15 protein-coding genes are annotated in these 22,132 nt (G+C 46.6%); 8 read left to right on the plus strand and 7 right to left on the minus strand.

Annotation, left to right across the window (positions count from 1 at the left end):
- Nucleotides 1-72 precede the first annotated feature (72 nt).
- On the plus strand, nucleotides 73-1,047 hold the full coding sequence (locus A9237_RS12150; protein WP_038866047.1) for a TDT family transporter: 975 nt from the start codon (nucleotides 73-75) through the stop codon (nucleotides 1,045-1,047).
- Nucleotides 1,048-1,306: 259 nt separating this feature from the next.
- Here the strand turns inward: A9237_RS12150 and A9237_RS12155 are convergent, their stop codons facing one another.
- Nucleotides 1,307-3,130, minus strand: a complete 1,824-nt coding sequence (locus A9237_RS12155; RefSeq protein ID WP_078608271.1) for a DUF3413 domain-containing protein — start codon at nucleotides 3,128-3,130, stop codon at nucleotides 1,307-1,309.
- 366 nt (nucleotides 3,131-3,496) lie between these two features.
- Here A9237_RS12155 and recC point away from each other — a divergent pair, with 366 nt between their 5' ends.
- The 3 genes from recC (at nucleotide 3,497) to recD (ending at nucleotide 13,076) form a co-directional block, all read left to right on the plus strand.
- A complete protein-coding gene (gene recC / locus A9237_RS12160; RefSeq protein ID WP_078608721.1) occupies nucleotides 3,497-6,970 on the plus strand; it encodes an exodeoxyribonuclease V subunit gamma in 3,474 nt (1,157 codons plus the stop codon).
- Between the two features lie 290 nt (nucleotides 6,971-7,260).
- The gene (gene recB, locus A9237_RS12165; protein WP_078608272.1) at nucleotides 7,261-10,899 is read left to right on the plus strand and encodes an exodeoxyribonuclease V subunit beta; all 3,639 of its coding nucleotides are present in this window, start codon (nucleotides 7,261-7,263) and stop codon (nucleotides 10,897-10,899) included.
- On the plus strand, nucleotides 10,899-13,076 hold the full coding sequence (gene recD / locus A9237_RS12170; RefSeq protein WP_078608273.1) for an exodeoxyribonuclease V subunit alpha: 2,178 nt from the start codon (nucleotides 10,899-10,901) through the stop codon (nucleotides 13,074-13,076). Before recB ends, recD begins: the two co-directional genes overlap by 1 nt.
- 33 nt (nucleotides 13,077-13,109) lie before the next feature.
- On the opposite strand, the gene A9237_RS12175 is transcribed toward recD, so the two are convergent.
- Both A9237_RS12175 and argA read right to left on the minus strand, forming a co-directional pair.
- On the minus strand, nucleotides 13,110-13,295 hold the full coding sequence (locus A9237_RS12175) for a hypothetical protein (RefSeq protein ID WP_009707458.1): 186 nt from the start codon (nucleotides 13,293-13,295) through the stop codon (nucleotides 13,110-13,112).
- A 253-nt stretch (nucleotides 13,296-13,548) separates the two neighbouring features.
- Nucleotides 13,549-14,886 carry an amino-acid N-acetyltransferase gene (argA, locus tag A9237_RS12180; RefSeq protein ID WP_078608722.1) on the minus strand — a complete coding sequence of 446 codons (1,338 nt, stop codon included), beginning with the start codon at nucleotides 14,884-14,886 and terminating at the stop codon, nucleotides 13,549-13,551.
- Nucleotides 14,887-15,050: 164 nt separating this feature from the next.
- Here argA and A9237_RS12185 point away from each other — a divergent pair, with 164 nt between their 5' ends.
- From A9237_RS12185 to csdE, 4 genes are all read left to right on the plus strand, one after another.
- Complete coding sequence (locus tag A9237_RS12185) at nucleotides 15,051-15,506, plus strand: DUF2850 domain-containing protein (RefSeq protein ID WP_078608274.1); 456 nt, start codon at nucleotides 15,051-15,053, stop codon at nucleotides 15,504-15,506.
- Nucleotides 15,507-15,788: 282 nt separating this feature from the next.
- Nucleotides 15,789-16,901 (plus strand): murein transglycosylase A, encoded by a 1,113-nt coding sequence (mltA, locus tag A9237_RS12195; RefSeq protein WP_078608275.1) that lies wholly within the window; start codon nucleotides 15,789-15,791, stop codon nucleotides 16,899-16,901.
- Between the two features lie 102 nt (nucleotides 16,902-17,003).
- Nucleotides 17,004-17,813: a tRNA cyclic N6-threonylcarbamoyladenosine(37) synthase TcdA gene (gene tcdA / locus A9237_RS12200; RefSeq protein ID WP_005427322.1), complete on the plus strand. Its 810-nt coding sequence runs from the start codon at nucleotides 17,004-17,006 to the stop codon at nucleotides 17,811-17,813.
- Nucleotides 17,814-17,833: 20 nt separating this feature from the next.
- Complete coding sequence (gene csdE / locus A9237_RS12205) at nucleotides 17,834-18,262, plus strand: cysteine desulfurase sulfur acceptor subunit CsdE (protein ID WP_038864626.1); 429 nt, start codon at nucleotides 17,834-17,836, stop codon at nucleotides 18,260-18,262.
- Nucleotides 18,263-18,363: 101 nt separating this feature from the next.
- Here the strand turns inward: csdE and csdA are convergent, their stop codons facing one another.
- The 4 genes from csdA to A9237_RS12225 form a co-directional block, all read right to left on the minus strand.
- Nucleotides 18,364-19,575 carry a cysteine desulfurase CsdA gene (csdA, locus tag A9237_RS12210; RefSeq protein ID WP_078608276.1) on the minus strand — a complete coding sequence of 404 codons (1,212 nt, stop codon included), beginning with the start codon at nucleotides 19,573-19,575 and terminating at the stop codon, nucleotides 18,364-18,366.
- On the minus strand, nucleotides 19,575-20,174 hold the full coding sequence (locus A9237_RS12215; protein ID WP_039986235.1) for a DJ-1 family glyoxalase III: 600 nt from the start codon (nucleotides 20,172-20,174) through the stop codon (nucleotides 19,575-19,577). Before A9237_RS12215 ends, csdA begins: the two co-directional genes overlap by 1 nt.
- Nucleotides 20,171-21,061 (minus strand): 2-dehydropantoate 2-reductase, encoded by an 891-nt coding sequence (panE, locus tag A9237_RS12220; protein WP_078608277.1) that lies wholly within the window; start codon nucleotides 21,059-21,061, stop codon nucleotides 20,171-20,173. Before panE ends, A9237_RS12215 begins: the two co-directional genes overlap by 4 nt.
- A gap of 107 nt (nucleotides 21,062-21,168) precedes the next feature.
- Complete coding sequence (locus A9237_RS12225; protein ID WP_038895664.1) at nucleotides 21,169-21,966, minus strand: nucleoside-specific channel-forming Tsx family protein; 798 nt, start codon at nucleotides 21,964-21,966, stop codon at nucleotides 21,169-21,171.
- Nucleotides 21,967-22,132: the final 166 nt, after the last annotated feature.

A 22,132-nucleotide genomic window follows, 5' to 3' on the forward strand; every position in this document is an offset into this window, starting at 1 on the left:
TTAGATATATTGGAACGAAGTGCAAGAGTAATATACACCCCATAGAAAGTTAGCCTAGATTTTGAGGTCGTAATGATTCAAAGAACAAAAGCAAAAGTAATGGGAGCACCAACCCCAATGGCGGGTCTGGCTCTTGGTATTGCGAGCTTAGGTTGGAGTTGGGAAAACTTCGCCGAATTACATGGCTATGGACAGTGGATTAGCGCAGGTATTGCAAGCGTACTGCTAGCAATCTTGGCGACTAAATTTCTTTTTCACAATCATTTGTTGAGACAAGATCTTGCGCACCCTGTGGTGGGTAGTGTCGTTCCAACTTTCGCGATGGGAACCATGGTGGTTTCAAATTCTCTAGGGCACTTTTTTCCTGTTGCAGGTGACGTGCTTTGGTTAGTGGCGGTAGCTCTACATATCGTGTTCCTAGTGAGCTTCTTGTACCACCGCGCGAAAGACTTCGAACTACACCACATGGTGCCAAGCTGGTTCGTACCACCTGTGGGTATTATCGTTGCAGACGTGTCTTTCTCTGGTAACCCAGTGCTTGCACCTATTGCACACGGTGCGTTGGTCTTCGGTATGGTGGCTTACGCGGTGATGTTGCCAATGATGATCTACCGTTTCATGTTCACTCATGAAATCCCAGATGCAGCAAAACCAACTATGGCAATCATGGCGGCACCAGCAAGCCTATCATTGGCTGGTTACCTAACCGTAACGGCAACACCTTCACCAGTGATTATTGCTCTGTTGTTTGGTATCGCAGTATTGATGACAGCCATCATCTACTTAGCCTTCTTTAAATTGCTAAGACTGCCATTTAGCCCAGGTTACGCAGCGTTTACCTTCCCAATGGTGATTGGTGCAACGGCTCTGTTCAAAACAGCAAACTGGATGGAAGCAAATGGTCTAGCAGCGCACTATGTACAACAAGTTCGCGGTCTGGCAGGCATCGAATTGATTGTGGCAACGATTGTGGTGACTTACGTAGGTTTGCAATACATCAATAACTTACTGATTCAACCACGCTTGATGACAACACATCACGCATAAGTCTTACTCGTAAAGCAAAGTCTCTTGGTCTCTCTCGCCAAGAGGCTTTTTTTGTATCGGTAGGGTGGGTTCTAAAGCCAATCTGAAGATAAAAAAATGCCACCCCAAAAGGGTGGCAGGAAAAATAGATACAATTTTAATACATCAAACTTTAGTAACCGCGGCCATTGTAGCGAGAGTTCTCATGCAGAAGATGGCAATTCGAAACTTACCTCTCTTCACTATGCCTACCTGTCTGATGGGCGTGAGTTCTTTCTTTTTATCCTTTTTTATAGAAGCGCGACATTTCATCGAGAGAATCCTGAATCACGTTCACTGGTACTTGGTGTTCCGTATCCACTTTAAGTTGATTATTGAGTTGTTGAGAGTGCCCACCTGGGTTTACCACTAACATGGTTTCTTTCCCTACCAGCGCATAGTTGTAATAACTGCCCGCAATGAACCAATTACGGGGAACACAATTATCAAATAGGTCTCGTCCTACGCTATACGATTGGGTGTTGCCTTTAACGTCGAATAGCTCGTTCATTAGAGTTGGCACAATGTCATAGTGTGTGGTGCGGTAGTTGATCTGCTCCGGCTGATGATCTGGAAGATAAACGTATAACGGCACATGCACTTGAGTATCACTGTAGTTACCGGTATGGCCCCAGTAATTCATCTTGTGGTCGTTAAATTCCTCACCATGATCGGAAGTAATCACCACAATGGTGTTCTCTAAGTCGACATTCTTAAGTATTTTTGCGATCAAACTGTCGATGAAATACAACGAGTTCTTATAGCGGTTATGATAAAGCGAGGCGTCAAAATCGTTATTCAGAAGAATATGATCGACACGTTCCCAGTAAGGCTTGAATTTAGCAAACTCAGGTTCTGGAAAACTGGTGCCATGGGCGGAATCGTAAAACAAGAAGCTAAAGTATGGCTTGTCGCTATCCTGTCTTTGAAACTCGAGAAATTCATCGGTGATCTCTCTGTCTCGCTCTATCTGGCCTTTACCTTCTCGTTTGATGGTTAAATCCTCTACCTTTTTGAACACTGTGCGTGATAGTGGAGGGCTCGTTAAGGAAGCCGAACCAAAAATACCCATTCGATAACCTTGGTTTTGCAGGGTATCCATGAAGACGGGGGCTTTCTGACTCGCATAAAAGCTGTCCCAATAAGTTGCTGGCAAGCTGTAGAACAGACTAAAGATGCCCGCTTGGGTAGAGTTACCACCGCTCATGTGTTGAGAGAAATTGACCGTTTTTTCGCTGAACTTGCTGACATTTGGCATGATCTCTGGTGTTGCATCACTGTAGCGCCAAGCATCAACCAGAATGAACAACACATTCGGCTGTTTAGCTTTAGGTTCTACATTTACAGGGGCGAGTGGGTAGTTCAGTGAACTGCTTTCAATGTTTTTCAGCTCCACTCGGTTTTGTGAGGCCATATTTTCATCCACCAAGTGATAACGATAGATAAACTTACGCGCCGTTAATGGGTAGTAAAGAGGCCAGTTATTAGAGAACTGACTGACTTCGTCGTCATAGAGTGCGTTCTTATAGGCGTGGATAACCTGAGTGCTCAGCAACAAGCCAAACCAAAGCGCAACAATCAAGAACTTTGCTCGGCTCTGAGCCAGTTTATTGGCTAACCAAACGGTGCATGCCAAGCCAATGGCGAGCAGTGCAATGTCGCTAATAAAGATCAGCCAACTCATCCAAGAGATTTCAAATACGTCACGACCGCCTTCGAAGAACATGCGGATCAACAGGCCATTGATGTGCAGTTTGTATTGCTGGAAAACGAGGATATCGACTTTCAACATGATCAAGAGTGTGATGGCAATGGTGATCACAACGACTTTGAACATGCGCGTCGGCAAAAAGGACAGCAATAAACAACCCAGCATCAGCGGAAGAGCAATTAAACCCAACCAGCCAAATTGTGTAGCAAGTAAATAATATTCTTGCAGAAAGGTGAGCGGTTCTGCTTGGTTATTTGACAGCAAAAATGGGTAACAAGCGATCGACAGATAAAGCGCAAAGCAAGCAAAAAATGCAATCAGCCAAGCGCTATTTGAAGAAAATTTGCGCAACATAGTTTTGGTATTCCAGTGCTTTTTCATCCCTATCAAATCAAGAACAAAGTGCGGCTCAGCGTGAAATCAAGATGACTTGAACCCCGTGATTCTTCGCCTTTCACTCAATATTCAATTTGATGGGTATTGTTATAAAAATTTGCGTGAATTATAAAACAGTGTTTTTTATCATGAAATAGTTGTGACTGATGTCACGCTTTGTATTTGCGTGTAAGACGTGACTTACAAATGTCAGTTGCTGGTTATTTGCGCAGAGTTTGAGTGTTCTCTAACCTTTTGTTATTTAAGCTATCGAGATCGCTCTAGGAATAAATGTGGCTGTGCTAAGCTTGCTAGCAGTTTCCATTGGCATTCGGTGCTCCTACTTTGTTTACTGTCTATCACTCCAATCAGGTCGATGTTCTCAAATCACTTCTTGTTGAACTGATTCGCATCAATCCATTAGAAAACCCATTCGAAAAAGAGCAAATTCTGGTTCAAAGCCCGGGCATGTCTCAGTGGTTAAAAATGGAATTGGCGAAAGAGTTTGGTGTTGCGGCAAACCTAGAATTTCCGCTGCCAGCGACTTTCATTTGGGACATGTTCACCCAAGTATTGGCTGATGTGCCTAAGCGCAGTGCCTTCAACAAAGAAGCCATGACGTGGAAGTTGATGCACTTGCTTCCGGGTTTACTAAACGAAGCATCATTCGAACCTTTGGCTCGTTATCTTCAGGACGACACTGACAATTCCAAGCTGTATCAATTGGCAGAGAAAATTGCTGATATCTTCGATGGCTATTTGGTGTATCGCCCAGAATGGATTGCAAGCTGGGAAGCCGGACAAACGGTACCTGAACTTGAAGACGAACACCCATGGCAGCCAGTTTTGTGGCAAGCATTGTACGACCACACGGTTACCCTTGGGCAATCGCCTTATCATCGTGCCAATTTGTACGAACACTTCATTGATACGCTCGAAAACTTCAACGGTAACTTTGACCATCTGCCGAAGCGTCTGTTTGTGTTTGGTATCTCTTCACTGCCGCCACGTTACATGGATGCGCTCAAAGCCATTGGTGAACACATTGATGTGCACTTGATGTTTACCAACCCTTGTCGCTATTACTGGGGTGAGGTACGCGACCGTAAATTCCTAGCTCGCCTAGCAGCAAAACATCGTCAGCACGTGGTCTGGCAAGAAGACCATTCTGAAGTACAAGGTGAGAGTGAGCAGTTAAAAGGTTCACTAGAAGAAAACGTGGTGGATGAGCTGCATACCGATGTGGTGGGTAACAGCTTGTTGGCGTCGATGGGTAAACTTGGACGCGATAACATGTATCTGTTGTCGCAGCTCGAATCCCATGAGATTGAAGCTTTTGTTGATGTCGAGCGCGACAGTCTGCTCCATCAACTTCAAGCCGACATTCTTAATTTAGAAGAGCACCAAGACGACGAGCAAATCGACAGCAGTCAGCACAAACAAGTGGTGAGTTTAGGTGATAAATCTCTGAGCTTGCACTCTTGCCACAGCCCAATGCGAGAAGTGGAAGTGCTACACGATCAGCTTTTGGCAATGTTCGATGCTGATCCGACACTGAAACCGCGCGATATTATTGTCATGGTGGCAGACATCAATGCCTACAGCCCTGCGATTCAGGCGGTATTCGGCAATGCGCCGGGTGAGCGATTTATTCCTTACTCGATTTCAGACCGAACGGCCGATCAAGAAAGCCCAATTTTGGCGGCTTTCATGCAACTTGTTAATTTACCGAATACACGTTGCTTGGCTTCTGAATTACTTGAGCTGTTAGAAACGCCGGCGATTTTGAAGCGATTCGATCTCAGCGAAGATGATTTCCTTCAAGCCAAACAATGGGTGGAAGAATCCGGCATTCGCTGGGGGCTAGATAGCCATACGGGCAGCGAATTTGAACTGCCAGAAACACGCCAAAACACATGGCAATTTGGTATTCAGCGTATGTTATTAGGTTACGCGATGCCAGAATCTGCCGGTTTGTTTGAAGCGCAAGAAGGTAGCCTCTCACCATACAATGAAGTGCAAGGCATGGGCGCAGAACTTGCTGGTAAGTTAGCCCATTTTATTCAACAAATTAGCCAATATCGCCGGAAACTTTCCCATGTTCAGTCGATTGATGCATGGCGTGAAACCTTGGTGGCGATGTTGGATGACTTCTTCTCTGTTGAGCTAGAAGGGGAAATGGCGCTTAAGTCGATTCGAGATACCTTGAGCCAACTGAAAGAACAGCTAACCGATGCAGCATTTGATGATGCCTTGTCGCCTTCTATTGTTAGCCAGTATCTGCAAAACAAGCTGTCAGGAACACGGGTTAGCCAGCGCTTCCTTGCCGGACAAGTGAACTTCTGTACTCTGATGCCGATGCGCTCGATCCCATTTAGAACCGTGTGTCTGCTGGGTATGAACGATGGGGTCTACCCGCGCTCAATGCCACCAGAAGGTTTTGACTTAATGACAGGGCGCACTAAACCGGGCGATCGTTCCCGTCGAGACGATGACCGTTACCTATTCTTAGAAGCCATGTTGTCTGCGCAGCAAAGTTTGTACATCAGTTACGTTGGGCGCTCTATCCAAGATAACACCGAGCGTGTGCCGTCTGTATTGGTGTCGGAGTTGATGGAATATTGCCATCAGAACTACTGCCTAGATGGCGATCAAGACCAGCCCGTCGATGACTCGGGAGATAAACTACTCAACGAGTTAGTGAACGTACATGCCATGGTGCCATTCAGTCCAAGCGCATTCCAAGGTTCTCATTCAAGCTATGCCAAAGAGTGGATTCCAGCTGCGTTGACCCAAAGCAATCAATCGCAAGGTCATGCGCGTGGCGAGTTTAACCGCGCATTGGATGATTACTTGCTTGGCGCAACCTTCCCAATCGAGTTGGATTTGGTGGAATTACAACGCTTCTGGCGTTTGCCTGTGCAGTATTTCTTTAACCGCCGTTTGAAAGTGATGTTCGAGCCGCCATTGCCTGTGATGGAAGATGATGAGCCATTCGTGTTAGGCGGTTTGGAAAGCTATCAGATGCGTGATGAGCTACTAGAAACCTTGCTCGAAACCGCCATTACCCAACCGTCTGCAAAAGTAGATGTACTCAAGCACTTTATGAGTGAGCAACGCGCGCAGGGCAAATTACCAGTTGGCGCATTTGGTGATATCGAGTTTGAAACCAACCGCGTGCAAGCGGAAGAGCTGGTGGATAAGTTGGCGTTTTTATCCGGTGCTCCACAAGACGATTTAGAAATCGACCTTACTTTCGATGTGCTTGGTGAAGGAAAAAACATCCGTCTAACCGGTTGGCTAACTCAATGCTATCAATCTGGTTTGATTCGCTACCGCAGCGGTAAAATTCGTGCGCAGGATTACCTTGCTGCATGGATCGATCATCTTGCTATGTCTGCCTCTGGTCAGGCTAGAAAGACCCACGTTATCGGTTATGACCGCAAGGAAGGCGCGGTGCATTTGGTTTACCCAGCAATGGCAGATGCTGCACAAGCAAAACAACTGCTTGCTGAATTAGTACGTCTGTTTTTTGAAGGCATGACCAAGCCATTGCCATATTTCCCGAAAACAGCACTGGCGTGTGTCGAAGCGGGCTTTAGTCGTGGCCACTGGGCTGATGACGAAGAGAAATCGCTGAAGAAAATGGCGGATGTATTCAATGATGGTTACATGAGTCTAGGCGAAGGAAACAATGCGTATATTTCGCGTATTTGGTCTGCTTGGAATGATGAGCTTGCAGCAGAAGTTCGCACGCTGACTGCATTGGTTCTTCAAGGCGCAAGATTGACGGCGATGGATGCCGATGATGAAAAGTAAGTTGGATTATTTAGATAAAAAAGAGAGTAGGGTGGCCGCCAGAAAATCATTATTTTTTGTAGGGCGTTCGCTGTACGGCCACAAGGTCAGAGGGACCATGATTCGTTTGAGTGTAGCTGCCTGAAAGGCTTGGCTTATCTCGTGAGGCGCATACTAACGGTACTCCGTAATGATAACCGTGAGTGAGATCCCACAAAGGTCTAAATATTCCAACCTATTAGACATATTAATAGAATTTTTAACGATAGATCACAGTTCGATCAGTCGATAATCCGGAGAGATTCAGCGTTATGGCGCAAATGTCAGTTCCAACTCCACTGCAAACTATGACTTTTCCACTGCATGGTGCAAGGCTAATTGAAGCTTCGGCGGGTACGGGTAAAACCTTTACCATCGCGGGTTTGTATCTGCGACTCCTACTAGGGCATGGCACTGCCGAGACGAAGCACCGCGTGCCGTTGACCGTGGATCAAATTCTGGTGGTGACCTTTACAGAGGCTGCAACGGCGGAGCTGCGTGATCGTATTCGTGCGCGTATTCACGACGCGAGGATCGCATTCGCTCGCGGGAAAAGCTCAGATCCTGTGATTCAGCCTTTGTTGGAAGAAATTGAGGATCATAAGCAAGCCGCTGAGATCCTTTTGCAAGCAGAGCGCCAAATGGATGAAGCCGCGGTGTACACCATTCACGGTTTTTGCCAACGCATGCTGACGCAAAACGCATTCGAATCCGGTAGTCGTTTCAATAATGAGTTTGTGACAGACGAAAGCCATCTTAAAGCGCAAGTCGTTGCCGATTACTGGCGTCGTAACTTCTACCCTCTGCCATTCGCTTTGGCTGGAGAAGTTCGCCAACTCTGGGGCTCGCCATCGGATCTGTTATATGACATCAGCAACTACCTCACAGGCGCGCCGCTAAGTCTCTCTGTTCCTGCAATGCAAGGTAGTCTTGCCGATTTGCATGAGCAAAACTTAAAGCAAATTGACGTTTTGAAAGCCCAGTGGCGTGATAGCCAAGATGATTTCCTCGCGTTGATTTCTGATTCCGACGTCAACAAACGCAGCTACACCAAAAAGTCTTTGCCGACATGGTTAGAAGCGGTCAACGCATGGGCTGCGACAGAAACCACAGGCTATGACTATCCAGATAAGCTGGAGAAGTTCGCCCAGAATGTGTTACTTGAGAAAACCCCGAAAGGCACTGCGCCACAGCACTCTGTGTTTGAGGCGATTGAAACTTTCCTTGCCAACCCAATCAGTTTAAAAGCGCCGCTATTGGCTCATGCGATTGAGCATTGTCGCGTGATGCTGGCAAAAGCAAAAAATCAGAAACAATGGTTGTCATTCGATGACTTGCTGACTCAGCTTTCTGCCTCGATTGATACCGATGAAACTGCACTACTGACAGAGCGCATTCGCACGCTTTATCCGGTTGCGATGATCGATGAATTCCAAGATACCGACCCTCTGCAATACAGTATTTTCAGCCGCATTTATTTAGATAACCCTGAGTGCGGTTTGTTTATGATCGGTGACCCGAAACAGGCGATTTATGGTTTCCGTGGCGCGGATATCTTTACCTACATCAAGGCTCGTAACCAAGTTAGTGCTCACTACACGCTTGGCACCAACTGGCGCTCAAGTGCCGATATGGTATTGGCAGTGAACCAGATTTTTGCTCTGCCAGATAGCCCGTTTATTTACGACTCCGACATTCCATTCCATTCTGTGGATTACAGCCCAAGCGCTGACAAACGCGTTTGGACCATGGGTGGTCAAAAACAGCCTGCACTGACTTATTGGCTGCAAGAAGCGGAAGATAAACCTCTGCCAAAAGGTGAATATCTTACCGCTATGGCAGAGGCGACAGCGAGCCAAATTCAAACCATTTTAACCGCAGCGCAACAAGGCCAAGCGTGTCTGGTTGATGGCGAAAAGCAGAAGCCAGTTAAAGCGGGCGACATTGCAGTATTGGTGCGAACGGGTAGCGAAGGTCGCATGGTCAAACAGGCGTTAGCAGACCAAGGCATTGCTAGTGTGTATTTGTCCAACCGCGATAGTGTGTTTACCAGTTCCGTCGCACAAGACTTACAGCGTTTGCTGCAAGCGGTATTAACACCAGAAAACGACAGAGCACTGCGCGCCAGCCTAGCATCAGAATTGTTCGCTCTGGATGCTGCCAGTTTAGATGCGCTTAATAACGACGAAACCGTGTGGGAAAACGCGGTTAACGAGTTCAAAGAATACCGCAAACTTTGGGTGCAACGTGGTGTGCTACCTATGCTGCGTGCAGTGATCAGTAAGCGTCATATTGCTGAGCGTCTGCTAGAAGAAGGGGCGAGCTCACAGAGCGAAAACGGTGAGCGAGTGCTTACCGATCTGATGCACATTGGTGAGTTACTGCAGCAAGCGAGCAACGAATTAGACAGCGACCACGGCTTGCTGCGTTGGTTGGCGCAATCCATCAGCGATGCAGAACATGGGCTGGGTGGCAGCGATGATCAAATTCAGCGTTTGGAATCAGAGCGTAACTTGGTGCAAATCGTCACCATTCACAAATCCAAAGGTCTGGAATATGACTTGGTCTTTCTGCCATTTGTGTTTGGTTACCGAGAAGCGAGTGAAGCCAAATTCTACGACGCTGAGAACGACCGCACTGTACTTGATATCACGGGCAATGATGCGTCGTTAAAACAGGCAGATAAAGAGCGCCTTGCTGAAGACTTGCGCCTCATCTATGTAGCGCTAACGCGTGCCGTGTATGCCTGCTTTATTGGTGCTTCACCACTGCGCAATGGTCGCTCAACCAAAGAGCCAACCGGCGTGCATCACAGTGCGATTGGTTACTTGGTGCAAAATGGTCAAGAAGGCGGCATCAACGACCTGTTTGTAGGACTGAAGAAGCAGCAAGAGAATCTCGATAACGTGGTGATTTGTGATCCTCCAAAGCAGCACGACGAGATGTATGTTGCGGAGCAAACCGAGTTAGAAGCGTTGACAGCTAAAGAGCTGCAAAACCCAATTGATAGAAACTGGCGAATCACCAGTTACTCGGGCTTAGTTAAACAAGGTTCTCATCATGCTGAACATGACGCGACGATTGAAATCACCGGTTTTGATATCGACTCTTCAGAAGAGCAAGATGAAGCCGAATTGGTTGAGCCAGAACGCTCTATCTTCAACTTCCCGCGTGGCGCACGTCCGGGTACCTTCCTGCACAGTTTATTTGAGGAAATAGAGTTTACTCAACCTGCGACGACGGAAGAGAACACCCAAATCATCCTTGGCTTAATGGAAAGTGAGCAGCTTGATGAAGAGTGGCTGCCAATCCTGCAACAGTTGATTGATACCGTGCTGGCAACGCCTTTGGATAGCAAAGCACTGCTGCTCAATCAGAAAGGTCCGGCGCAACGTTTGGTTGAGATGGAATTCTTACTGCCGATTGAAGTGCTGTCTGCACCAGCATTGAACCGTGTGATTCAGCGTCATGATCCGCTCTCTGCCAAAGCGGGCGATCTGGGTTTCCAAACCGTGCAAGGCATGTTGAAAGGCTTTATTGACTTGGTGTTTGAGCACCAAGGCAAATACTACGTCCTTGACTGGAAATCGAACCACTTAGGTGATGATGTATTCCATTACCATGGCGATGCGTTGAAGTCGGCGATGGCGGATCATCGCTACGATCTGCAATACCAAATCTATGCTTTGGCGCTGCATCGCTTCTTACGCAGCAGATTGCCAAATTATGATTATGAACAGCACTTTGGCGGTGTTTATTACCTGTTCTTGCGTGGTATGGATGGGCAAAGTGATCATGGTATTTTTTCTGCCAAGCCAACCTTTGAATTTTTACAAGAGATGGATCATTTGATTGATGGTCAAGCACCTGACACGCGATCCAGCGAATCGGGTCAGATGGAGTTAATTTGATGAAAACCAATGATCTTCTTTCTGAGCAAAGCAGCCCTGTGGCAACACGAGATCTAGCGGCAACGCCAGATCTATTGGCAACTTTAGAATCGTTGGCAAAAAAAGGAGCGATTCGTCAATTGGATTTCCAGTTCGCGCGCTTTATCTATTCGCAAGTTGAGCAACAAGCGAACAGCCAAGAGCTGGCATTTATTGCTGGCGTGGTCAGCAGTGAATTAGGCAAAGGGCACATCTGTTTGCCTCTGTTTGATAGCCAAGGGCAACCAGCGGACCTTGCCAGTAAGCTTGGTCTGTTTGGAGAGTCTGCGTTAGCGCTTAATACTCAGCTGCAAGGTGTTAACTGGGTTGAGCTTCTGCAAGCGTCGCCTTTGGTTGGTGTTCAAGGTGAAGCCTTGCCAATGATGTTTGATGGTGAGCGTCTCTACTTGCATCGTTACTGGCACTATGAAGTGACGTTGGCGGTCAAGCTCAATCAACTCAGTGCAGCTGTAAACCTTCAGCCTCAAGAGTTCACACGTTTGTCTGAGTTGCTTCATCATTTATTCGCTCGTCAGTACCACTTTCTGTTCAATGCACTAGCCAAAGTGGCAGAGGCAGGAACCAGTAACCAAGTGCTACGCCAGCAGCTAGTCTGTGACCATTTAGATGTGGTCACTGTAGACAGTCTCGATTGGGCTGCCATTGATGCGGCAGTCTGCCAAGCGAAACAAGTTCACGATCTGCAAGTGCTGGAGAAGCTTGTACCACTATCGGCTTGTGTTAACTGGCAGAAGGTCGCTGCGGCGGTGGCTCTGACACGTCGTTTCGCGGTGATTTCTGGTGGTCCGGGTACGGGTAAAACCACTACGGTAACCAAACTGCTTGCCGCATTGATTGAGCAAGCAGGACAAGAGAAAAATCTCACTATCAAGCTGGTGGCGCCGACGGGTAAAGCGGCAGCACGTTTGACGGAGTCGATTGGTAAAGCGATTCAAGAGTTGCCAGTGGAGCCTGAGCTTAAAGCGAAAATTCCAACCGAGTCGAGCACTTTGCATCGCCTGTTGGGCGCGATTCCAAACAGTGCAGAGTTTCGTCACAACAAACAAAATCCGCTGCACCTCGATATTTTAGTGGTGGATGAAGCCTCCATGGTCGATTTGCCGATGATGTACAAAGTCGTCGATGCGCTACCAAAACATTCACGTTTGATTCTTCTCGGAGATAAAGATCAATTGGCATCGGTAGAAGCAGGTGCGGTGCTCGGTGATATCTGTTCGTTCCACGCATTTGGCTTTGGCAAAGAGCAGGCGTCTGCGGTCGCGAAGTTAACAGGCTTTGACACCTTGGCGTACAGCACCAACAGTAATGCTTCGATTGCCGATAGCTTATGTATGCTGCAAAAGAGTTACCGATTCGATGCTCGCTCCGGTATCGGTCAGCTAGCGAAAGCGGTCAATGCTGGCTCAGCCGCAAAAGTAGACGACGTTTGGAATCGTGATTTTGCTGATATCGAGCATTTCGCACTGAGTAGCCAAAACTACAATCAGATGATGCAGACTTTGGTTGCCGAATATGGTCGTTATTTAAAACGCATCGGACAGCAAGAGATTGACCAAAAGACAGGGGAACCAGAAACACTGACCCACAAAGCTAAAGCCGTGTTGGATACCTTTAATCAATGCCGATTATTGTGTGCTATCCGTGAAGGTGATTTTGGTGTGACCGGTTTAAACCAACGCATTGAAAAAGCACTCGCGGCACGTAAGTTGATTCAAACCCAAGATGAACTTTGGTATCACGGCAGGCCAGTGATGGTCACGCGTAATGATCATGGCTTGGGATTGTATAACGGTGATATCGGTATTTGTATGCGAGACGACAGCGAAGGAGAGCCGCGTCTTAAAGTGTTCTTTGAACTACCGGATGGCAGCGTGAAGTCGGTGCTGCCAAGCCGAGTCCCTGAGCATGAAACCGCATATGCGATGACGATTCATAAATCACAGGGCAGTGAATTTGAGTACACGCTGATGATTTTGCCACCAGATTTCAGCCCAATCCTTACTCGCGAGCTGATCTACACAGGTATTACTCGCGCGAAGAAACGCCTTGCGATGTTCGCTGAGATGAATGTTCTCAAGCGCGGAATTAAAGTAAAAACCACCCGAGCGAGTGGGTTGGTATCTCGCTTATCTAGTTAAAACAAAAAGACCGAGCGCGATGCTCGGTCTTTTTTAATTTTGTGTAAACGCATTGGTAAATGACACGCTGCGAATTTTGTACTGCTGTTGGTAAGCCAAGATAAAATCTTTAATGGCGTCATTGACGGGGAATACGCAATGGACGTCGAGCCCTTCCAGAAAGTGGTTATCCGCCATATCCCAAAAGCTTTGAAGTGAATTGCAAATAATGGTTCTCATAACAGTGCTCATCTTATTCATTTTAAGAGTAACAACTGTCCTTGATGCGTCATGCAGCGCAATAAGGCTCGCTCTGCACTTTAGGGTGAACAATATTCACCTAGATCCATTTGTAAGTTGATTAAAAACCAACCGTTTGTCGCGCAGAGTATAACCAACCATGTGTATATTGAAAAGGTTAAATTGCGACCAATGTCAATGTAAAGCTTTGCATAATGATATAGATACTGAATAAATAACGTTTTGTTATTCTTCAGAGATCTAATGCCAGAATCTTCGATTTACGTTGGAAGTTATACAGCCCTTGTTTTGCTCCCGGAAGGTAATCAACATTCACTTCATAGAAGCCTTGTTCTCTAAACCAATGCAGACTGTGTGTGGTCAACACAAAGATCTGATTGATGTTGTCTGATTTTGAACGATGCTTCATATAGTTCAGTAGCAATAACCCACGGTTTCCATCACGATAGTCTGGGTGGATCGCCACACAAGCCATCTCCGCTTTTTGCTCTTCGATATATGGGTACAAAGCGGCGCAACCGATGATCAAGCCGTCTTTTTCAATGATGGTGAACTTATTAATTTCTTGCTCAAGCTGTTCGCGAGAGCGTCTTACTAGCACGCCTTGTTCTTCTAATGGGCGAATCAGATCTAAAATACCGCCAATATCATCGATGTCCGCTTCACGTACCTGTTCGGCACTGGCCATTACAACCTGTGTACCGATACCATCGAAAGAGAACAATTCTTGAATGAGTGCGCCATCAACTTTGTAACTGATTAGGTGGCTTCTTGGCACACCTGCACGGCAAGCAGAAATCGAACCTTTGAGAAAACGTAATGTTCCGGAGTTATAGTCGGAATCTGGTGAGGTGTCTGCCATGAGTTTCGTGATGACATGCTCTGCTTCAATAGGGAATAATTCCGCGACGGCGTTACCGTTGTCATCAATAACCCCTTGCTCAGAGCAGAAGCCAATCAATTTATCTGCACCAAGCTTAATCGCGAGTTGAGTCGCGACTTCTTCTGAGGGAAGGTTGAAGCATTCCCCTGTCACTGAGCTAGCGATTGGGCCGAGTAATACAATTGAACCTTGATCGAGTGTGCGGTGGATTGCATCGGTATCGATTCGACGAATGCGTCCGCTGTGGCAATAGTCGACGCCGTCATCAACACCGAGTGGTTGAGCAATGACAAAGTTGCCGCTCACAACGTTAAGCTGGGTACCTGCCATTGGCGTGTTGTTAAGGCTCATGGATAAGCGCGCGGTAATTGCCAGTTGAAGCTGTCCTGCGGCTTGCATAACTACCGAAAGCGCGGCTTCATCTGTGATTCGAACGTTTTTGTGGTATGGCGTAGTAAGAGCTTGTTTCTCTAGTAGTTGGTTGATCTGTGGCCTGGCACCATAAACAACAACGACTTTAATGCCAAGGCTATGCATTAAAGCAATATCATTGATAATGTTACCAAAGTTTTTGTCGGCAACCGCTTCACCTCCCAGCATTAGTACCATGGTTTTTCCACGGTGAGCATTCACATAAGGTGTGGATTGACGGAATCCTTTAACCAGAGCAGTACTACGAATTTTCACTACAGCCATCCCTTGTGTTTATTTATGCTCTAATATTGTCTTTTTATTCAAATGTTAGCAAGGTAATTTTTTGGAATAAAGCACAAACATCGTGAGCGTGATGCTTGGTTGTGTTTGGCTGATGAGGGTACAATGTTCCCGTCTACTTCAAACACGTGAGCCTCATGTCTTCAGTTGTAAATAAGAATGCTGCTATCGCTGCTCAATCAGAGCAAAATATCTCTACAAAATCGCCCCTTCGTAAATGGATCGAACGTTCGCTTATGCTAACGGCGATCGTCGGAACGATAGTCGTATTTATGATGTATGGTGATTTGATCACGCGCTATATCAATCCGCCAGTTTCTAAGTCAGTGATTTATGGTAAGTGGGTAGAGCAAGATGTGGCGCCATATGCTCGTGAAGAGTTTATTCTTAGTGAGCGTGGTGTAACGGTGAGAGGGTCAACCGTGGCGACGGATTTCGAATTTGATGGTGATACGCTTTCTTATAAGGTTGGCTCTACAGTGCGTCGATTTGACTTCCTCGATCAGCATCATTCTGAAATGAAGTTGGATTCAAATGCCCACTATCTGCCCGTTTTTCACCTAGAAGGTCATTCGAACCTAACTATTCGCTAGCGCTTCATATTCGTAAAATTCTTTCTATAACTGCTCGCTGGGTCTCAGTGTGAGAGGGCTGGCGTTTTCGGGTATCTTAAAATTCCTGCCACTTCCATCAGACATTATCCGGACAATCGTTTGATTACATTGCTGTTACTATCCTCAACCCAGTTTAAATGGATAAATTGGCAGCAAACCAAGCCTTTGCCTTATCGCTGATACACTTTGTCGCAGCTTTTCAATTGCGTCGTTTGCATTTGTTTGCCATCCTTTTGCTATCTTCTTTTATGGAAAAAACACGTGTTTAAAAAACTCCTTCCTATTGTCTCTTTAAGTCTGCTATTTGGTTGTGCGGCTGAGCCAGAACAAAACCTACTTGCTAAGCAAGATTACGATGGCGAGTTTTCGCATATCTTGAACAAAGCTGATGTCGTTGAATCCAACAAGCCACAAGATTTCACTGAGTTCAACAAACAAGCAGAACAGGTTGTGACTAAGTCGCCTTCAATGGCAAAAATGTATCAGCCACTTTACGAGAAGTTGAGTGAATGGGCATTGCAGAGTGGTGACACGACTGCGCTCAGTGCTTACGGCATTCAAGCTGCGCAGCTTGGTGGTGGTGATAAGAAGGGCAACGTGTTGTTCACAGGCTATTTCTCTCCTGTGATGGAATTGCGTCACCAACCGAATGAAACATATAAGTACCCGGTTTACGGCAAGCCAAAATGTAGCTCTGATTGCCCAACTCGTGCGGAAATTTATGACGGTGCGCTTGAGGGGCAAGGTCTGGTATTGGGTTACGCACCAAACCGTATTGATCCATTCATGATGGAAGTGCAAGGCAGTGGCTTTGTTCATTTCGAAGATGACGATACCCTGGAATACTTTGCTTATGCAGGTAAGAACAATAAAGCGTACGTTAGTATTGGCCGAATTCTAATTGAGCGTGGTGAAGTGCCACGTGAAGAGATGTCACTCAAAGCCATCAAAGACTGGGTGATGAAGAATGATGAAGCAACGGTTCGTGAGTTACTAGAGCAAAACCCTTCTTATGTGTTCTTTGCTCCGCAAGCAGATGCGCCAGTAACGGGCTCTGCAGGTATTCCACTATTACCAATGGCATCGGTAGCAGGTGACCGCTCGATTCTACCTATGGGTACGCCAATTTTGGCGGAAGTGCCATTGCTTAATAAAGACGGTACATGGAGTGGGGCGCACCAGCTTCGTCTTCTTATTGTGTTAGACACTGGCGGCGCGGTGAAGCAAAACCATCTTGACCTATACCACGGTATGGGACCACGTGCCGGTACAGAAGCGGGCCACTACAAGCACTTTGGCCGAGTTTGGAAGTTGGGCTTAGAAAACACGCCAACGCAAGCACCTTGGGCTTTGCCGCCAGAGAAGTTACAATAGCAGCCTACCGAGAGGAATCACCTCTCATCATCTAGACATTTCCTCAAAGAGTGCGTATAAATCGCACTCTTTGTTTTTCTATCGATCATCTGGAACTTCAATATGCGTGAACTCGATACTCCGGCATCTGACAGCTATAACCAACGTTTTGGTGGCACTCGTCGTCTCTACGGTAACAGCGAAGTAGAAATCCTTCGTGCTGCACACGTGTGTGTGATCGGTATTGGTGGTGTAGGTTCATGGGCGGTAGAAGCGCTCGCACGTACTGGTATTGGTGAGTTGACGCTTATCGATATGGATGACGTGTGTGTGACCAACATTAACCGTCAAATTCATGCGATGACTGGCACGGTTGGTCAAAGCAAAATTGAAGTGATGGCAGAGCGCGTTAAGCTGATTAACCCAGAGTGTAAGGTCAATTTAATTGACGATTTCATCACGCCAGATAACCAGCACGAGTACTTGAGCAAAGAGTTCGATTACGTGTTGGATGCGATCGATAGCGTAAAAGCGAAAGCCTCTCTATTGGCTTACTGTCGTAGCAACAAGATTAAAGTGATCACAACTGGCGGTGCTGGTGGTCAAATCGATCCAACTCAAATCATGGTGGCGGATCTGACCAAGACTATCCAAGACCCACTGGCGAAGAAGATCAAAGATACATTACGTCGTCATCATAACTTCCCGAAAAATCCAGCGCGTAAGTTTGGTATCGATTGTGTGTTCTCTACCGAGCAATTGAAGTACCCACAAGCCGATGGTTCAGTATGTGGTGTGAAATCGACAGCAGAAGGTCCAAAACGTATGGACTGTGCGAGTGGTTTTGGCGCTGCGACGGTTGTAACCGCAACGTTCGGTTTTGTTGCGGTATCACGCATCGTTGAAAAGCTGATTCAAAAGCATAAGAAGTAATTCAGAGAAGAGAGTGCATCATGACTGATTTTCCTGTCTCGCCGTTTGGCACTGACATCACCAGTGAAGACATCGCCGCAACCATGCAGCAATTTAAAGGTTGGGAAGACCGCTACCGTCAGGTGATTCAATGGGGTAAAAAGCTGCCTCAAATGCCTGAAGAGCTTAAATCAGAGCAAGTTACGGTATCTGGTTGTGAAAGCTTAGTGTGGTTGGTAAGTAAAGAGCAAGAAGGTGTATGGCACTTCTGCGCTGATTCTGATGCGCGTATCGTTCGTGGTCTGATTGCCTTGGTGATGGCGGCTTACGATGGCAAAACGGCAGAGCAAATCCAAGCGTTTGATATTGATGCTTACTTTGAAAAACTCGGTTTAATTGCTCACCTAAGCCCATCGCGTGGTAATGGTTTGAAAGCGATTGTTGAGCAGATCAAAACACAGGCTCAGTAGTTGGGGTTAGTTAAAACCGCACAAAGAACAGAATAAAGAAAAGGGTTGAAGCCAAACGGTTTCAACCCTTTTTCTATAAATCTACAGTGGTATTTTTACTGTTAAAGCATATCGACCGCTTTCTCGACTGCTGCAATCAGCTTCTCAACATCTTCTAACGTATTGTAGATACCAAGAGAAACACGCACCGTGCCTTTGACGTTAAGTGCATCCATCAGAGGGTGAGCACAGTGATGCCCTGCACGAACAGCGATACCTTGTTGATCAAGCAGCGTGGCAATGTCTTGGTGGTGAACGCCATCCATCACAAAGGTAAGCACCGAAGCGTTCGGTTGGTAACCGAGGATTTGAATGTCATCCAATTGGCTTAATGCTTGGTAAGCTTTGTCTTGTAGAGAATGCAGGTGTGCCTCTACTGAGGCTTGATCGAAGCCTTGGTACCAATCGATGGCTTTCGCTAGCGCAATTGCGCCGGCGACGTTTGGTGTTCCCGCTTCAAACTTACCCGGCAAGGCAGAGAAGGTGGTCTTCTCGAACGAGACTCTTTCAACCATTTTGCCGCCGCCGTGCCATGGTGGCATCGCTTCTAACAGTTCAAGCTTGCCATACAGAACGCCAATCCCAGCGGGTGCATACAACTTGTGGCCAGAGAAGACATAAAAGTCGACATCGAGCTCTGCCAAGTTCAACTGTTCATGAACAATGCCCTGTGCACCATCGACAACGACAACTGCGCCTACCGCATGTGCCATGGCGATGATTTTCTCGATAGGTTGACGAGAGCCCGTCACATTGGTGATTTGTGCGCACGCTACGATTTTACAGCGCTCCGACAACACTGCTTCAAACGCATTGATGTCGAATTGGCAGTCAGAGGTCATCGGAACTTTAACGATTTTCGCGCCCGTTTGCTCCGCGACAATTTGCCAAGGCACGATGTTCGCGTGATGTTCCATTTCACTGATTAAGATTTCATCACCCGCTTGGAGTGTGCTTCGAGCATAAGTTTGCGCGATGAGATTTAGTGCTTCGGTTGCGCCTCGAGTCCAAATGATTTCTTTTGAACTGCTCGCCCCAATAAAATTCGCAACAGTTTCACGAGCCGCTTCAAATTGGCTGGTCGCGTTGGCTGTTAAGCTGTGACTGCCACGGTGCACGTTAGCATTTTGTGCACTGTAGTAACGGCTAATCACATCAATCACGCACTGCGGTTTTTGCGTTGTTGCTGCGCTATCAAGGTAAACCAAAGGCGATTGGTTTACGTCTTGATTTAGGGCTGGGAACTGTTCGCGTACAGCGTTTACGTCAAACATTATTCGTCACCGAATTCGTGATAATGCAGTGTCGGGATAGTAACTAACGGCTCTGCGACCATCCATCCATGCTCTTTACCAGAAAGTTTGATAATGATTTCCATCGCGAACTCAAGTGCGGTTCCTGGTCCCTGACTTGTCAGTAGGTTGTGATTCACATCCATGGTGACGCGTTTAGCTCGCCATTTGTCTTCAGGAATATGAGATTGGAAGCTTGGATGGCATGTCATCAAGGCTTCTGGGTAAAGGTTGTGATGTTGCAAAACCAAAGCAGGTGCAGCACAAATTGCCGCAACCAGCTTACCTTCGTACATGTGCTGTTTCAGGATCTCAATCATGATGGTGCTATCACGGAAGGTTTCTGCGCCTCCAACACCACCAGACAGAACAATCGCATCAAACTCGTCATCGGCAATATCGACCAGCTTGCAATCCGCGGTAAGTGTCACGCCTCGAGACGCTTTCATAGTCAGTGAACCATCGAAATCTGCGCTTGCGACCGTTACGTCATAGCCTGCTCGAACCATCAAGTCGATAACGGTTACCGCTTCCATTTCTTCTGTGCCCGGCGCGATAGGTACTAAGATCTTTTTATTCATTGTTCTGTCCAGCTTTGTTCAATCTGTTTGATGCGTTGATAGAGTTTGGCGTTCTCTGGCGTACTAATGTGATGCTTTTCAGCGGCTTTCAGCAAATAGCCGGTAATAAAATCAATTTCGGTGCGACGTTGGTGGTAAACATCTTGTCTCATTGAAGAGTAGTTGGCTGCCGTTGCGTTCACCACTTGCATAATGGTGGTGTGAAGAGAATCAAAATCGACCTTTATCTCTTCTTTATTCATCACCTCCACCAACTCGCGGGTGATGTTCGCCAACTCGGAGGCAAATTCCGGAGCGGCAAGTTCACCATTCTTACATTGATGAATGGCGGTCAGAGGGTTGATAGCGCAATTGATCGCAAGCTTGGTCCACAATGCAGCGTTGATATTTGGGTTCCAATTCACCTCTGGTAAAGCGTGATTCATCACCTCCGCTAAGAAGTCACATTGAGTACCTTTAGTATTAAAGCCACCGAGTTGAGTATTTCCCTGACCAGTATGCAGAACCTGCTCTTTACTTGGTTTGTAAGCACCGTGTGTTGTTGTGGCAACTATTAATGGGCTATCAGCAAGTTTGGCTTCGATGAGTTGTGCGGTTCCCATTCCGTTGTGCATCAACATTATGATGGTGTCGGTGCTGATATAAGGAAGAAGAGGCTCAATCGCGCTTTCCACTTGCCATGCTTTTACTGTTACAACAATCAGATCTGCATTTTGAACAGAAGGGATGTGCTGATTAGAAAAACTGATTGTTGGATTGTCATCAAGTTGGAGCAGCTGCTCGCTGTTTGAGCTTCTTCCCCACAAGGAAACATTGTGTCCAGCAAGTTTGAATTTAGTCGCCCAAAGTGAGCCAACGGCTCCTGGACCTAAGATGAGAATATTCACCAAACGCTCTCATTAAAAAGGTTTGCTGCAAGGATAATGAGGGAAAAAAGGAAAGCAAATAAAAATGGCGCCAAGAGGCGCCATTTTTGGGGAACTTATCGGTTCTATTAGAACTTGTAAGTTACAGCGAAGTAGTGACCGAAGCCAGTTGTTTTACCAGCTAGACCGTCATCTTTAAGACCGTACACGTCTTTGTAGCCTTTTAGACCGTAACCAACAGCGAAGCGATCTGAGTGCCAGTAGATACCGTTGAACATAGCACCACCGTTAGTAGTGTTAAGTGCACCGAAATCGTCATCCATACCAAATTGGTAATCGATGTAACCTTGGTAAGAAATGAATGAACCGTTCTCGAAGAAGTAGAATGGTTTGAACCAGTTAGTCGAGATTTGGAAGCCGTTCCAGTCTTTTTTGTTTGAATCGTAAGTACCGTAAAGGTTAAGACCGATTTTACCGAACCAAGGAACCATTACGTCAGAGCCAAGACCCACTTTTTGAGTGTTCACGCCACCGTTTGAACCATCCCACTCCATTAGAGTAGCTACGTATAGCTCTTGAACTGGACCGAAAGATAGGTCTTTACCAGTTAGTGCGTCTAGAGACATACGTGGAGCGAACTTCATGAAGATTTTTGAATCTGCATCAGCTTTGTCGCTACCTGGATCAGAAGTTAGGTTGAATACGTCAACGTAACCGTATAGGTCGAAGATACCAGAGCGGCCGCCAAATTCCATTTCTAGGTAGTCGTGCGTTGACTCACCAGGTAGTTCGTCAACAGCTGCCATTAGGTTGAATTGCATCCACTTGTAATCGTTCTTGTGGATATCGCCGTCTGAGTAGTCAGCAGCCATAACTGGAGCTGAAGTAGCCGCTAGAAGGCTAAGAGCTAAAAGTGATTTACGCATAAGGGGACTCTCTATGTTTGTAATGATTCAGAACACGCAATCTGTGCTGCGCTTTCCAATTGGCGGGAATAATAGCGATAAAAATCCCAAATGAAAGTGATAAACGATGCAAAAATGAAGGTTTTTCGTGAGCACTGTCACGAAACAAGTTTATTTCACGGAACTT

Origin of the sequence: Vibrio owensii (genome assembly GCF_002021755.1) — a bacterium.
Classification (GTDB): domain Bacteria; phylum Pseudomonadota; class Gammaproteobacteria; order Enterobacterales; family Vibrionaceae; genus Vibrio; species Vibrio owensii.

Coding starts and splice junctions, on each gene's coding strand:
- tcdA (WP_005427322.1), top strand. CDS start 17,004: ATGCGTGAACTCGATACTCCGGCATCTGACAGCTATAACCAACGTTTT.
- csdA (WP_078608276.1), bottom strand. CDS start 19,575: ATGTTTGACGTAAACGCTGTACGCGAACAGTTCCCAGCCCTAAATCAA.
- A9237_RS12185 (WP_078608274.1), top strand. CDS start 15,051: ATGTCTTCAGTTGTAAATAAGAATGCTGCTATCGCTGCTCAATCAGAG.
- A9237_RS12155 (WP_078608271.1), bottom strand. CDS start 3,130: ATGTTGCGCAAATTTTCTTCAAATAGCGCTTGGCTGATTGCATTTTTT.
- A9237_RS12150 (WP_038866047.1), top strand. CDS start 73: ATGATTCAAAGAACAAAAGCAAAAGTAATGGGAGCACCAACCCCAATG.
- csdE (WP_038864626.1), top strand. CDS start 17,834: ATGACTGATTTTCCTGTCTCGCCGTTTGGCACTGACATCACCAGTGAA.
- A9237_RS12215 (WP_039986235.1), bottom strand. CDS start 20,174: ATGAATAAAAAGATCTTAGTACCTATCGCGCCGGGCACAGAAGAAATG.
- recD (WP_078608273.1), top strand. CDS start 10,899: ATGAAAACCAATGATCTTCTTTCTGAGCAAAGCAGCCCTGTGGCAACA.
- recB (WP_078608272.1), top strand. CDS start 7,261: ATGGCGCAAATGTCAGTTCCAACTCCACTGCAAACTATGACTTTTCCA.
- A9237_RS12225 (WP_038895664.1), bottom strand. CDS start 21,966: ATGCGTAAATCACTTTTAGCTCTTAGCCTTCTAGCGGCTACTTCAGCT.
- A9237_RS12175 (WP_009707458.1), bottom strand. CDS start 13,295: ATGAGAACCATTATTTGCAATTCACTTCAAAGCTTTTGGGATATGGCG.